Raw genomic sequence first — 13935 nt, forward strand, 5'->3', positions numbered from 1 at the left:
CCTGGACGTCAATGGTGTCAGTCATTCCCCCCGGATTTGTCATGAGATCGGTGCTTTCGGCAACATTGATGGCCGCTTCCATTACGGTCACAGGGATGGGCATGGCGCAGGCCCAGATGACGCCGCCCTCGACGGCGGGGGCGAAGCCGAAAACCGTGGCGACGGTGCCGATACGCCCCGGGCTGCAGAAGCCGGAGGATACCGCTGGCGCGATGGCGCAGGCCGAGCGGCTGGCGCTGCAATCCGACCTCGCCTGGGTCGGCGAATATAACGGCGCCATTACCGGCGACGTCAGCGAGCGCATGGTCAATGCGATCAAGGAATTCCAGAAGAAGCGCGGCGGCAAGCCGACCGGGGTGCTGAATCCGCAGGAGCGCGGCGTGCTCGCCGACACGGCGCGGCGGAAGCAGGAAGGTGTCGGCTGGCGGATCGTCACCGAGCCGGCCACCGGGGCGCGGCTCGGCATTCCCACAAAGCTGGTGCCGCAGCTCACCAGCGACGCTTCTGGCGCCAAATGGACCTCGCCGACCGGCACCGTCCAGGTGCTGCTGACCCGGCGCAAGGAAGCAAGCCCCGCCACCGCAAAGCTTGCCGAGCAGGAAAGGAAGGAGCCGGCCGGGCGCACCATCGACTACACCGTGGTGAAGCCGGATTTCTTCGTGCTGTCGGGCATGCAGGGCCTGAAGAAGTTCTATCTGCGCGGCACCTTGAAGGGCGACGAGGTCCGCATCCTCACCATCCTCTATGACCAGGCGATGCAGACCACGGTCGAGCCGGTGGTGATCGCGATGTCGAGCGCCTTCAACGCCTTTCCGTCCGCCGTGCAGGCCGGTCCGCCGCCGCGCAAGACCGTCGAATATGGCACCGGCGTAGTGGTCAGCGACGACGGCGCCATCGTTACCGATCGCGTGGCGACCGACGACTGCATCACGCTGACGATCCCGGGCTACGGCAATGCCGATCGGGTCGCCGAGGACAGGGATCACGATCTCGCGCTGCTGCGCATCTATGGCGCGCGCGGGCTGAAGCCGCTCAATATCGCAGGCCAGGCGACGCAGACCGCGCTCGACATCACCGGGATTGCCGATCCGCAGAACCAGGGCGGCGGAGCGGCCGCGAGCAGCGTGAAGGCTTCGGCCGCACAGATCGGCGGCGGCGATCAGGCGCTGTCACCGGCGCCGGCGCTCGGGTTCTCCGGCGCAGCGGCGACCGATAGCGGCGGCAGGTTTGCCGGGATCGCGGTGCTGAAACCCGTCATCGTTGCAGGCCCCGCAAACGCGGCGCCGCCGGCGCAGGCCGCGCTGGTGCCGGCCGACACGGTGCGCAGCTTCCTGAAGGCGCACGGCGTCACCGCGTCGGGCGACTCGGCAGACGCCAAGGCCGCCGTGGTCCGCGTGATCTGCGTCAGGAAGTAGAGTTACCTCGCCCCGCTTGCGGGGAGAGGTCGGATTGCATCGCCAGATGCAATCCGGGTGAGGGGGTACAGGTCCATCAATGGACACCACCTCGTGGAGTGAGCCCCTCACCCCACCCTCTCCCCGCGAGAGCGGGGCGAGGGAGCCTAACCAACCTCACCTCAACGCAAAGCGCACCCCGGCGCGCGCGAGGCCGCCGGCAATGCCGACCGGGGTGCCGTCGGCGCGCCAGCAGGCTGCGCCCGACATCGTGCCGTCGGCGTGAAACTGGATCGCGTTCATGCCGCCGGCCACCGTCGGCACGACCTGCACCTTGTGGCCCTTGGCTGATAGCGCGGCGCGGACAGCCTCCGGCACCGCCTGCTCGACCTCCAGCGCATTGCCCTCGGTCCAGACCCGCGGCGCCTCGACCGCCTCCTGCAGGCTCATGCCGTGGTCGATCAGATTGATCAGCGCCTGCATCGCGCTCGGGAAGATGCGCTTGCCGCCGGGCAGGCCGAGCGCGTAGGCGAGCTTGCCGTCGCGCAGCGCCATCATCGGCGACATCGAGGTGGTGACGCGCTTGCCGGCGGCCAGCGACAGCGCGTGTCCCGGCCGCGGATCGAACAGGTTCATGTAGTTGTTCGGCACGGTGCCGAGGCCCGGGATCAGGATCTTGGCGCCGAACAGATTGTTGATGGTCTGGGTGGTCGCGACCACATTGCCCATCGCATCCGCCGCGGTCATGTGCGTGGTGTGCGCGCTTTCGAGCTGGGTGACGCCGGCGCTCCAGGCTTGCGCGCGGTCGGGATCGATCGCGCGGCGGCGCTCCTCGGCATAGGCCTTCGAGGTCAACCGCTCCACCGGCACGTTGATATAGGCGGGATCGCCGCTCGCGGCCGCGCGGTCGGCAAAGGCGATCTTCAGCACCTCGGCAAGATAATGGATCGTCTCGGTCGTGCCGAAGCCGAGCCGCGCGATGTCATAGCCCTCGAGGATGTTGAGCATCTGCGTGATATGCACGCCCGATGCCGCGGGCGGCGGAGGCCCGAGGATTTCCCAGCCGCGGTAGTCGCAGCGGATCGGCTGCCGCTCGACGGTCTTGTAGGTCGCGAGATCCTCCTGCGCGATGAAGCCGCCGCTCTTTTTCATGTAGTCGACCAGGATGTCGCCAAGCGGCCCCTGGTAGAGCGCGTTGTCGCCATGATCGGCGATGTATTTCAGCGTCTCGGCATATTCCGCCTGCACCACGCGCTCGCCGGGCTTCAGCGGCGTGCCATCAGGCAGATAGATCGCCGAGATCGGCTTGTCCTTCAGCATCTCCTCGGCGCCGTCGGTGATGCATTCATGCAAATAGGGCGTCGCCGCATAGCCGCGCGCGGCGTGCTTGATCGCGGGCTGCATCACATCGGCAAGGCTCATGGTGCCGAAGCGGCGCAGCGTTTCGCACCAGGCTTTCAGCGAGCCCGGCACCGCGACCGCTTTCGGCCCGTTCAAATTCTCGTTGCCGACGGTGTCGAACACGTCGTGCGCCGATCCTGGCTTCGAAGTGTAGGTGTCCGGCCGCACCGCGTTCGGCACCGTGCTCTGGCCGTCGATGAAGCGATGGCTGCCGTCGGCGAGACGAATATGCGCCATGCCGCCGCCGATGATGCCGACCATCATCGGCTCGACCACGGTCAGCGTGAACAAGGTGGCGATCGCCGCATCGATCGCATTGCCGCCGGCAGCCAACATCTCGGCGCCCGCGCTCGATGCCAGCGGATGATTGCTCACCACCATGCCGCGGCTGCTGGTGGCCGGCTGCTTCTCGCATTGAAAACTTGTCGCGGCGCGGTCGCGCCAGGCGTCATTCATCGACATGCCGTTCATCGCCATTGTGTTCTCGTTCTTGATGGAGCGATCGGAGCCATGTTCTCCGGCCGCGCGTGCACGGTCAAGGCGCCGCGATTTTCCTCGCGGCGGTATTCGCAAATAACGTCACGGCTTCGCGCGATCGCGCAACCAGGTCTCGCGCGTCACCTTCCACTTCTCCGCTCTGGATTCGCCATTGTGGTGCGGAAGCTCGACGAAGCCGACGAATTCGGCTCCGGTCTTCTGCTTGACCCGGCGCGAGCCGACGTTGGACGGCGCGTTGCAGACATGGAAGTGATCGAGGCCGAGCGCCAGGAAGGCGAAATCGTTCACCGCCGCGATCGCCTCGGTCATGAGGCCCTGATTCCAATACGGCTCAGCGAGCCAGAATCCGCGATTGCCCTTGCGGCCGTCGGCGCGCGGCCGGAAATTGATGTTGCCGATCGCCTCGCCATCGCGGGCACGCAACACCAGTGACCATTGATAGCTTTCCTCTCCGGCCGCGATCTTGTCGAGCTCGCGCCTGATAAAGCTTTCCGCGCCGTCGCCGGGATAAGGCCACGGCACCACCGTGGCGAGAGTCTTGATCACATTCCAATTGTTGAAGTGACTCTGGATCGCCGCGGCATCCGACAGCGCAAGCGGCCGCAGGATCAGGCGTGGCGTCTCGATGCGCGGGGTCTCGAACATTGTTACTTCTGGCACTTCGGGCACCAGAACGTCGAACGGCCGTTCTGGGTGAAGCGCCTGACAATACCTTCGCAGCCCGACGTACGGCACGTCTCGCCCTCGCGGTCATAGACCTGGAACGAATGCTGGAAATAGCCGAGATCGCCGTTGGTCAATCGATGGTCGCTGATCGAGGAGCCGCCGGCCTTGATCGCCTGGTTGAGCACCGAATGGATCGCGTCGACCAGCCGCCTGGCGTGGTCGGTCGGCTCGCCCCCGGCAACGCCCTTGCGTTGTCCGGACTTGGTCGCGAGCGTCGCGGCCAATCGCCGCGGCGACAGATGCGAACGAAACAGCGCCTCGCAGACATAGATGTTGCCAAGTCCCGCCACCACGCGCTGATCGAGCAGCGCGGCCTTCAGGCTGGTCTTCTTGTTGTGACAGGAGCGCGCCAGCATCGCCGCGTCGAACTCGTTGCCGAGCGGCTCGGGACCGAGCCCTTTCAGGAGCGGCTCATCCTCGATCGCGTTGCGCGCGATGATCTTCATATAGCCGAAGCGCCGCGGATCGTTGAAGACGACGGCCGCGCCCGACGACATGTGGAACACCACGTGATCATGCACGCGATCCTCGCTGCGCGGATGGTGGAATTGCCCCGGCGTCGCCGCGCCGTCCTGCTTCAGCACGCGGAACGAGCCCGACATGCCCAGATGCATCAGCAGCACGTCGCCGGAGTTCAGGTCCGCCATCAGATATTTGGCACGGCGGCCGAGCCCGGTGATGGTCCGGCCCTCCAGCCGGGCGATAAAGTCTTTTTGAAACGGAAACCGCAAATCCTTGCGGCGAGCCTCGGCCTTGAGGATCCTGGACCCCTCCATGGCCGGTTGCAGGCCGCGGCGGACGGTCTCGACTTCGGGTAATTCCGGCATGGCAGGCATTCACCTTTTGGAAGTGACGTGATAGCGCCATTGCGGCCGCCGCGCTATGGTTTGGCTGGAGCGTTTTTCGAGCGAAGCGGCTACCGGTTCGCGTGAAGAAAACGCGACCAAAAAGGGTAAGAGTTCTGAGTGATGGATCGGCCGGATCAAACCACCCATTTCGGCTTCAGGGATGTGCCCCTGGGCGAGAAGCAGACGCTGGTGAACGACGTGTTTCACAGCGTGGCGTCCCGCTACGACCTGATGAACGATCTGATGTCGGCGGGCCTGCACCGGGCCTGGAAGGACGTCATGATCACGATGCTCGATCCGCCGAAGGGCGACCGGCCGTTCGCGCTGCTCGACGTCGCCGGCGGCACCGGCGACATCGCGTTCCGGGCCGCCAAGACCGCGGGCGCGGGCTTTCATGCCACGGTCTGCGACATCAATGCCGACATGCTCGCCGTCGGCCGCGAGCGCGCCGCGAAGCAGCACCTCGATGACCGGGTGTCGTTCGTCGAGGGCAACGCCGAAACGCTGGGTTTTGCCGACCGCGCGTTCGACGCCTACACCATCGCATTCGGCATCCGTAACGTGCCGCAGATCGACCTCGCATTGCGCGAGGCCTATCGCGTGCTCAAGCCGGGCAGCCGCTTCCTGTGCCTGGAATTCTCCACCGTCGACGTGCCCGGCCTCGACAAGATCTACGATCTGTTTTCCTTCAAGGTGATCCCCGCCGCTCGGCCGCGCCGTCACCGGTGACGCCGAGTCCTATCAATATCTCGTCGAGTCGATCCGCAAATTCCCGCGGCCGAACGCGTTCGCCGAGATGATCGGCGCCGCCGGCTTTGCCCGCGTGAAGTGGCAGAGCCTCTCCGGCGGCATCGTGGCGCTGCATTCGGGCTGGCGTTTGTGATCTCTGCACTGACCCACATCACGCGCCTCGCCCGCGCCGGTTTCGTGTTTGCGCGCGAGGGCGTGTTCGGCGTCGTCGATCCCGCGCTGGTGCCGCCGCCCGGGCAGCTCGCGCTGAAGCTGGCGCGGCTGATCGAGCGCCGCTCCGCCAAGTCAGGTCCGCGGTTGTCGCGCGCACTGACGCGGCTCGGACCGGCCTATCTCAAGCTCGGGCAATTCCTCGCCACCCGGCCCGACGTGGTCGGCGTGGCGATGGCGCGCGATCTCGAAGCCCTGCAGGACCGGCTGCCGCCGTTCGCGCAGGAAGCGGCCGAAACCGTCATCACGCAATCGCTGGAACGGCCGCTGCCGCAGGCCTTTGTGCATCTGGGCCCTGCGGTTGCCGCGGCCTCGATCGCGCAGGTGCATCGCGGCGAAATCGAGCGCGACGGGGTCCGGCATCAGGTTGCGGTCAAGGTGCTCCGGCCCAACGTCGCCGCGCGCTTCCGCCGCGACCTCAGCGACTTCTTCTTTGTCGCGCACAAGGCCGAGGCGCATTCCGCCGAGGCGCGGCGCTTGCGCCTGATCGAGGTCATCAACACGATGTCGCGCTCGGTCGCGATGGAGATGGATCTGCGGCTCGAGGCGGCCGCGCTGTCCGAGATGGCCGAGAACACCCGCGGCGATCCGGACTTCCGCGTCCCCGCGGTGGATTGGGATCGCACCGCGCACAGCGTGCTGACGATGGAGTGGATCGACGGCATCGCGCTGAACGATCACGTCCGGCTGGCGCAGGCCAAGGTCGATTTGCCCGATCTCGGCCGCAAGGTGATCCAGAGCTTCCTGCGCCACGCGCTGCGCGACGGCTTCTTCCATGCCGACATGCATCCCGGCAATTTGTTCCTCGACGAGGCCGGCCGGCTCGTTGCCGTGGATTTCGGCATCATGGGACGGCTCGGGCTGAAGGAGCGGCGCTTCCTGGCCGAGATCCTGCTCGGCTTCATCACCCGCGATTATCGCCGCGTCGCCGAGGTGCATTTCGAGGCCGGCTACGTGCCCGGCCACCATTCGGTGGAGAATTTCGCGCAGGCGATCCGCGCGATCGGCGAGCCGATCCACAACCGCACCGCCGAGGAAATCTCGATGGCGAAGCTGCTGACGCTTCTGCTCGAGGTCACCGGCCTGTTCGACATGCAGACGCGCCCCGAGCTGATCCTGCTGCAGAAGACCATGGTGGTGGTCGAGGGGGTGGCGCGCGGCTTCGACCCGAAGCTCGACATCTGGAAGATCGCCGACCCCGTGGTGCGCGAATGGATCACGCAGAATCTCGGCCCGGCCGGCCGCATCCAGGGCGCGATCTCAGGCGCGGGCGAGCTCGGCCGCATCCTCGCCAACTTGCCGTCGATCGCCAACCGCGCCGTCACGGTGCTCGAGCAGCTGGAGACCATGACGCTGGAGGGCCACATGCTGTCTTCGGACTCGATCGACGAAATGGCCCGCGCCGAGGCCCGCAAGGCTCGGGTGCAGACCGTCGGCCTCTGGGTCATTGCGATCGCCTCCATCGCGATCTTTTTCGCAATCCGGGCACACTGATTGCAATGCATGCACCATATGATAGCATCGCTATCATATTTATTTGAGCATGATGCCTGAGGGCACGCCATGGCCAGCCTGACCATCCGCAAACTCGACGACACGCTGAAGGCCTATCTGCGGCTGCGCTCCGCCAGGAACGGCCGCTCGGTCGAGGAGGAGGTCCGGGTGATCCTCCGGGACCTCGCAGACGGCGGTACGGAGCCCGCCGAGGCGCCCGGCCCAGGTTCCGCGACAGTGGCAGCCCCTGCTCCACGGGCCGCCAGCGTGGCCGGCGAGCCGCGCGTCACCCTGATCATCGGCGGGGGGATTGCGGCCTACAAGGCGCTGGATCTGATCCGGCGGCTCAAGGAACGGCACATCCAGGTCCGCTGCGTGCTGACCAGGGCGGCCCAGCAGTTCGTGACCCCGCTCGCCGCCAGCGCGCTGTCGCATGAGCGCGTCTACACCGACCTGTTCGACGCCGAGAGCGAATTCGATGCCGGCCATATCCGCCTGGCGCGGGACTGCGACCTGATCGTGGTGGCGCCGGCGACCGCCGACCTGATGGCGAAGATGGCGCAGGGCCATGCCGACGACCTCGCCACCGCCACCTTGCTGGCGGCCAACCGGCCGATCCTGCTGGCGCCGGCGATGAACCCGCTGATGTGGAACAATCCGGCCACCCGCCGCAACGTGCTGCAGCTCCGCCGCGACGGCGTCCATACCGTCGGCCCCAATGCCGGCGAGATGGCGGAAGCCGGCGAAGCCGGCGTCGGCCGGATGGCCGAGCCGACCGAGATCGCCGCCGCCGCCGACCGCATGCTGCGCCCGCCGCAGCCGCGGCCGCTGGCCGGCAAGCGGGTGCTGATCACCGCGGGCCCGACCCATGAGGCGATCGATCCGGTCCGCTATATCGCCAACCGCTCGTCCGGCAAGCAGGGCTTTGCCATTGCCGCCGCCGCGCGCGCCGCCGGCGCCGAGGTGGTGCTGGTGACCGGCCCGGTCGAGCTCGACGACCCCCAGGGCATCTCGGTGATGCGCGTGGAGTCCGCGCGCGACATGCTGCACCGGGTCGAGGCCGCGCTGCCGGTCGACATCGCGATCTTCGCCGCCGCGGTCGCCGACTGGCGGGTCGCCACCGAGGGCAGCCAGAAGCTGAAGAAGACCGCGGCCGGCATGCCGCCGCTGCAGCTGGTCGAGAACCCCGACATCCTCGCGACAATTTCCAAGCTGAAGGAGCAGCGGCCGCCGCTGGTGATCGGCTTCGCAGCCGAGACCGAGCATCTGATCGAGAACGCCAAGGCGAAGTTCGCGCGCAAGGGCTGCGACTGGATCGTCGCCAACGACGTCTCGCCGGCGACCGGCGTGATGGGCGGCGACCGCAACACCGTTCACCTGCTCTCGCGCGAGGGCAAGGACGTCACCGTCGACTCCTGGCCTGTCATGACCAAGGAGGAAGTCGCGACCGCGCTGGTGTCGCGCATCGCAAGAGCGTTTTCGAGCGAAGTGGTCACCGGTTCGCGTCAAGAAAACGCGACCAAACAAAAGGATTAGAGCATGATCCGATTCAATCGGATCATGCTCTAGAGCCGTAGGAACCGCATCGTGAGCGCCACCATCAAGCTCGAAGTCCATCAACTGCCGCACGGCGCCGACCTCCTGCTGCCGATCTATCAGACCGCCGACGCGGCCGGGCTCGACCTGCTCGCGGCGGTGCCGCAGTCGGCGCCGCTGCTGCTGCTCCCGGGCCGCTACGAGATGGTTCCGACCGGACTGACGATCGCGCTGCCGCCGGGCTACGAGGCGCAGGTGCGGCCGCGCTCCGGCCTTGCCGCCAAATACGGCGTCACGGTGCTGAACTCGCCCGGCACGATCGACGCCGACTATCGCGGCGAGATCAACGTGCTGCTGATCAACCACGGCCACGAGGTGTTCTCGATCCGGCGCGGCGAGCGCATCGCGCAGATGGTGATCGCGCCGGTCACACGGGCCGAGCTGGTTCCGGTCGACGTGCTGCCGGCGACCGGGCGCGGCAGCGGCGGCTTCGGCTCGACCGGACGCTAGTGCGCGACGACTTCACTCGAGCGGCGGCGCCACTTCACCTCGCCCCGCGTGCGGGGAGAGGTCGGAACGCATCGTCAGATGCGTTCCGGGTGAGGGGGAGTCTCCGCGAACGCAGCTATCACCGGATATGCGGAGACGGCCCCTCACCCCAACCCTCTCCCCGTAAGAACGGGGAGAGGGAGCCAAGCGCCTTCGCATCGGAGAAGTGTGCGGACGAGCTCGGGAAGATCACGCTTCGTGCGCGCTCTCCGCACCAATACGGAGTCAATTCGCGTAAAATCCGCCCCACCCGGCGGCATTTTTTCACAGGGGATTCTGCGTTCACGGTCTGGACTCTTACTCGCCGAGTCCCGTTGGGACTATTCTGTCTTGATTCGAGCACGACGGGGGGTCTTCGTCGGGCTGTCTGGTCCTGCTTGGGCATGATCGGCGGACAAACGTCGTACGTTTGCCGTGAGGGAACACCGGTCTCCTCTTTTCCGGATCATGCCTTAAGGTTTGTGCGTTCTGGGGCAACATATGTCGGGCGTAGTCGCGGCAATGCGTCGAACCCTGCTGTCATGCACCTCACTGGCGCGCGACGGCATGATTGGGCTCGCCATCACCGCATTGCTGCCAGCCCGCACCGCGTTTGCCGCCGAGAGCCCGGTCGCCCAGGCGATGTCGGATCATTTCGGCTTCAATCACCAGGAGGTCGCGGTCCTCGCGACGTCGCTTGCGCTGGTCGGCTTCTCGGCCGTCGCCGCGATCCTCTTGATGCGCACCCGCGTGCGCGCGACGAGGAACGAGGAACAGCTGCAGTCCGAGATCACGGACCTGCAGGCGCAATCGGACCGGCTGCGCGCGCTGCTGTTCGTCGAGCCGCAGGTCCTGATCTCCTGGGCCGCCGGCGACAACCGGCCACAGATCTCGGGCGACATCTCGCTGGTGATGTCGCAGGAAGGCTCGCCGCAGCGCGTCCTCGCCTTCGGAACCTGGCTGCCGCCCGAGCCGGCGCTGCAGATGGATCACGCCGTCGACGCGCTGCGCGAGAAGGGCGAGGCGTTCCTGCTCAACCTCTCGACCTCGGCCGGCCGCGCCATCGAGGCGATGGGCCGCGCGATCGGCGGCCAGGCCATCGTGCGGATCCGCGAGCTCGGCGGCCTGCGCCGCGAGCTCGCCGAGTCCAATCTGCGCTACAAGGCGCTGCAGGAGGAAACCGAGCTGCTGCGCGATTTCGCCGCCGCCGCGCCATGGCCGATCTGGGCGAAGAGCCTCGAGGGTAATCTGCGCTATGCCAACGCGGCCTATGTCCGCGCCACCGAGGGCAAGAGCGTGTCGGACGCGCTGCAGCGCAATCTCGAACTGCTCGAAAGCGACCAGCGCGGCGAATTGACCCGCGCGCTGAACGACAATGCCAATTATGCCGCGCGGCTGCCGATCGTCGTCAGCGGCGAGCGGCGGATCTACGACGTGCAGGCGCTCAAGCTCTCCGGCGGCAGCGCCGGCATCGCGATCGACGCCAGCGAAGCTGCGGCGTTGCGCGCGGCGATCGCGCGGATGGTCGAAGCGCACCGGCGTACCCTCGACCAATTGTCGTCGGGCGTCGCGGTGTTCGATGCCGACCGGCGGCTCACGTTCTACAACGAGTCCTATCGGCGGCTGTGGGGCCTCGATCAGGCCTTCCTCGACGGCAACCCCGACGATTCCAGCGTGCTGGACCGGCTGCGCGCCAACCGCAAGCTGCCCGAGCAGCCGGATTTCCGCGCCTGGAAGGCCAAGCTGCACGAAGCCTATCGCGCGGTCGAATCCGAGACCTATACCTGGTTCCTGCCCGACGGCCGCGCCATCAGCGTGGTCACCACGCCGAACCTCGAGGGCGGCGTCACCTATCTGTTCGACAACGTCACCGAGAGCCTCGACCTCGCCCGCCGCTACGACCGCCTGACGCGGGTGCAGCGCGAGACCCTGGACAATCTCGGCGAAGCGGTCGCGGTGTTCGGCAGCAACGGCCGCGCGGAACTGTTCAACCCGCCCTTCGCCAAGATGTGGAAGCTGCCGGCCGACGCGCTGCAGGGCGAGCCGCATATCGAGGCGGTGGAAGCACTGTGCCGGCCGCTGTTCGACGACGCCCTGACCTGGCGGACGCTGCGCGAGCAGATCACCGCGATCGAGAACCGCGCCCAGGTCGCGCTCAAGCTCGAGCGCAAGGACGGCAGCGTGCTGAATTGCATGACCATCCCGCTGCCCGACGGCAAGACCCTGCTCGCCTTCCAGGACATCACCGACACCGAAAATGTCGAGCGGGCGCTGCGCGAGCGCAACGAGGCGCTGGAAGCCGCCGACCAGATGAAGGTGGATTTCGTCCACCACGTCTCCTACGAGCTGCGCGCACCGCTCACCACCATCATCGGCTTCGCGCATTTCCTCAGCGATCCCTCGACCGGACCGCTGACGCCGAAGCAGGCCGAATATCTCGACTACGTCACCAAATCGACCAACGCGCTGCTGGCGCTCACCAACAACATTCTCGATCTCGCCACCATCGACGCCGGCGCGATGAAGCTCGAGCTCGGTCCGGTCAATATCGGCCAGGCGATCGAAGCCGCGGCCGAAGGCATCCAGGATCGCCTCGCGACCGACCGCATCACCCTCAAGGTCGATATCGAGCCCGACATCGGCGCCTTTGTCGGCGACGAGCGGCGCGTGGTGCAGGTGCTGTATAATCTGCTCGCCAACGCGGTCGGCTTCTCGCCGCACGACGCCACCGTCACGATCAGCGCCCACCGCACCGAGCACAGCGTGGTGTTTGCGGTGACCGACGCCGGTCCCGGCATTCCGGCGGAGATGCGCGACAAGGTGTTCAACTGGTTCGAGAGCCATTCGCACGGCTCGCGGCACCGCGGCGCGGGCCTTGGCCTGTCGCTGGTCCGCTCCTTCGTCGAACTCCATGGCGGACGGGTGCGCGTCGATTCGACCGTAGGCCGCGGCACGACCGTGACCTGCGACTTCCCGATCGACCAGACCGCACACCGCAACGCTGCTGAATGACGGCGACCTCGACATTCTCGGTGGCACTCGCGAACGAGACCGCGACAGCAGAGCTGATGGCCGACCTCGCGCTGCTGATCGGCGCCGGCGACGTCATTACGCTGTCCGGCGATCTCGGCGCCGGCAAGACCACGGCCGCGCGCGCGTTGATCCGCTATCTCGCCGACGACGACGCGCTGGAGGTACCGAGCCCGACCTTCACGCTGGCGCAGAGCTACGAGCTGCCGTCGTTTCCGCTGGTTCATGCCGACCTCTACCGCATCAACGACGCCGGCGAGCTCGAGGAGATCGGGCTGTCGCCGCTGCCCGACGACATCGTGGCGCTGATCGAGTGGCCGGAGCGCGCGCCCGACGCGATGCCCGCCGACCGCATCGATATCGCGTTCAGCCATCGCCCGGCACTCGGATCGGCGGCACGCGCGGCCGAGATCACCGGCCATGGCAAGGGCGCGGCGAAGGTCGCGCGGCTCAACGAGCTGCGCCAGTTCCTCGACCGCGCGGGCTTTCTCAATGCCCGGCGCGAACGCATGCCGGGCGATGCCTCGACGCGCTCCTATGCGCGGCTGCGCAACGACGACGGCACCGTCATCCTGATGAACTCGCCGCGCCGTCCCGACGGCCCGGCGATCTACAGCGGCCAGTCCTACAGCGCAGCGGTGCATCTCGCCGAAGACGTCAGGCCGTTCGTCGCGATCGGAAACGGCCTGCGCAAGCATGGTTTCTCGGCGCCCGCGATCCGTCACATCGATCTCGGATCCGGCTTCCTTATCACCGAGGATTTCGGCGCCGAGGGCGTCATCGAGGGCGACCCACCGCAGCCGATCGCCGAGCGTTACGAGGCCGCCGTCGACATGCTGGCGGCGCTGCACCGCGAGGTGCTGCCGGAGCAATTGCCGCTGACGTCGGACGAGAGCTACGACATCCCGGTGTTCGACATCGACGCCTGGCTGATCGAGATCGGGCTGATGCTGGAATGGTACCTGCCAGACCGCGGCGCGCAGCCGAGCGAGGAGCTTCGCGCCGAATTTCTCGGGATGTGGCGCGGCCTGCTGGAGAAGCCCGCAGCCGCACCGCAGACCTGGGTGATCCGCGACTTCCATTCGCCGAACATCATCTGGCTTGCCGAACGCACCGGCATCCTGCGCGTCGGCGTCATCGATTTCCAGGACGCGCTGCTCGGCCCCGCGGCCTATGACGTGGTGTCGCTGCTGCAGGATGCCCGGATCGATGTGCCCGAGCAGCTCGAGCTGTCGCTCTTGACCCGCTACATCAAGGCGCGGCGCGCGACCGATGAAAGCTTCGATCCGGCCGGCTTCGCCGAGCTCTATGCGATCATGTCGGCGCAGCGCAACACCCGCCTGCTCGGCACCTTTGCGCGACTCAACCGCCGCGACGGCAAGCCGCAATATCTCAAGCACCAGCCGCGGATCTGGACCTATCTCGAGCGGTCGCTGGCTCACCCCGCGCTGACCAGCTTCCGCATCTGGTACAAAGCCAACGTCCCTCCTCCAGTACCGTAGTTTACGGGTTATTAGCCT

General features: G+C 66.9%; 9 protein-coding genes and 1 pseudogene. 7 read left to right on the forward strand and 3 right to left on the reverse strand.

What is annotated here, in order from left to right:
• Nucleotides 1-41: 41 nt before the first annotated feature.
• The gene (locus tag ACVWZM_RS17515; protein WP_456854025.1) at nucleotides 42-1415 is read left to right on the forward strand and encodes a serine protease; all 1374 of its coding nucleotides are present in this window, start codon (nucleotides 42-44) and stop codon (nucleotides 1413-1415) included.
• Nucleotides 1416-1571: 156 nt separating this feature from the next.
• Here ACVWZM_RS17515 and ggt read toward each other — a convergent pair whose 3' ends face one another.
• The 3 genes from ggt to mutM form a co-directional block, all read right to left on the reverse strand.
• Nucleotides 1572-3251, reverse strand: coding sequence for a gamma-glutamyltransferase (gene ggt, locus ACVWZM_RS17520; RefSeq protein ID WP_253640934.1), 1680 nt, complete (start codon nucleotides 3249-3251; stop codon nucleotides 1572-1574).
• A 123-nt stretch (nucleotides 3252-3374) separates the two neighbouring features.
• Nucleotides 3375-3938, reverse strand: coding sequence for a GNAT family N-acetyltransferase (locus ACVWZM_RS17525; RefSeq protein WP_253638175.1), 564 nt, complete (start codon nucleotides 3936-3938; stop codon nucleotides 3375-3377).
• A 2-nt stretch (nucleotides 3939-3940) separates the two neighbouring features.
• Complete coding sequence (gene mutM, locus ACVWZM_RS17530; protein WP_057020428.1) at nucleotides 3941-4846, reverse strand: bifunctional DNA-formamidopyrimidine glycosylase/DNA-(apurinic or apyrimidinic site) lyase; 906 nt, start codon at nucleotides 4844-4846, stop codon at nucleotides 3941-3943.
• Between the two features lie 141 nt (nucleotides 4847-4987).
• On the opposite strand from mutM, the pseudogene ubiE reads away from it, so the two are divergent.
• The 6 genes and pseudogenes from ubiE (at nucleotide 4988) to tsaE (ending at nucleotide 13917) form a co-directional block, all read left to right on the forward strand.
• A pseudogene (gene ubiE / locus ACVWZM_RS17535) lies at nucleotides 4988-5750 on the forward strand (bifunctional demethylmenaquinone methyltransferase/2-methoxy-6-polyprenyl-1,4-benzoquinol methylase UbiE).
• Nucleotides 5747-7321, forward strand: a complete 1575-nt coding sequence (gene ubiB, locus ACVWZM_RS17540) for a 2-polyprenylphenol 6-hydroxylase (protein WP_076833825.1) — start codon at nucleotides 5747-5749, stop codon at nucleotides 7319-7321. The pseudogene ubiE and the gene ubiB overlap by 4 nt, the downstream one beginning before the upstream one ends.
• A 69-nt stretch (nucleotides 7322-7390) precedes the next feature.
• Nucleotides 7391-8857 carry a bifunctional phosphopantothenoylcysteine decarboxylase/phosphopantothenate--cysteine ligase CoaBC gene (gene coaBC, locus ACVWZM_RS17545; protein WP_456854027.1) on the forward strand — a complete coding sequence of 489 codons (1467 nt, stop codon included), beginning with the start codon at nucleotides 7391-7393 and terminating at the stop codon, nucleotides 8855-8857.
• Nucleotides 8858-8908: 51 nt separating this feature from the next.
• Nucleotides 8909-9367 carry a dUTP diphosphatase gene (dut, locus tag ACVWZM_RS17550; protein WP_456854029.1) on the forward strand — a complete coding sequence of 153 codons (459 nt, stop codon included), beginning with the start codon at nucleotides 8909-8911 and terminating at the stop codon, nucleotides 9365-9367.
• A 519-nt stretch (nucleotides 9368-9886) separates the two neighbouring features.
• Entirely contained in the window at nucleotides 9887-12397 is a 2511-nt protein-coding gene (locus ACVWZM_RS17555) for a sensor histidine kinase (RefSeq protein WP_057020424.1), read from the forward strand.
• Nucleotides 12394-13917: a tRNA (adenosine(37)-N6)-threonylcarbamoyltransferase complex ATPase subunit type 1 TsaE gene (gene tsaE, locus ACVWZM_RS17560; protein WP_076833817.1), complete on the forward strand. Its 1524-nt coding sequence runs from the start codon at nucleotides 12394-12396 to the stop codon at nucleotides 13915-13917. The genes ACVWZM_RS17555 and tsaE overlap by 4 nt, the downstream gene beginning before the upstream one ends.
• Nucleotides 13918-13935 lie beyond the last annotated feature (18 nt).

It is taken from the genome of Bradyrhizobium sp. USDA 4501, assembly GCF_054062115.1.

What these genes read in the sequence shown, in the direction of transcription:
- coaBC (WP_456854027.1), top strand. Translation starts at nt 7,391, where the DNA reads ATGGCCAGCCTGACCATCCGCAAACTCGACGACACGCTGAAGGCCTAT.
- tsaE (WP_076833817.1), top strand. Translation starts at nt 12,394, where the DNA reads ATGACGGCGACCTCGACATTCTCGGTGGCACTCGCGAACGAGACCGCG.
- ggt (WP_253640934.1), bottom strand. Translation starts at nt 3,251, where the DNA reads ATGAATGACGCCTGGCGCGACCGCGCCGCGACAAGTTTTCAATGCGAG.
- mutM (WP_057020428.1), bottom strand. Translation starts at nt 4,846, where the DNA reads ATGCCGGAATTACCCGAAGTCGAGACCGTCCGCCGCGGCCTGCAACCG.
- ACVWZM_RS17525 (WP_253638175.1), bottom strand. Translation starts at nt 3,938, where the DNA reads ATGTTCGAGACCCCGCGCATCGAGACGCCACGCCTGATCCTGCGGCCG.
- ACVWZM_RS17515 (WP_456854025.1), top strand. Translation starts at nt 42, where the DNA reads ATGAGATCGGTGCTTTCGGCAACATTGATGGCCGCTTCCATTACGGTC.
- ACVWZM_RS17555 (WP_057020424.1), top strand. Translation starts at nt 9,887, where the DNA reads ATGTCGGGCGTAGTCGCGGCAATGCGTCGAACCCTGCTGTCATGCACC.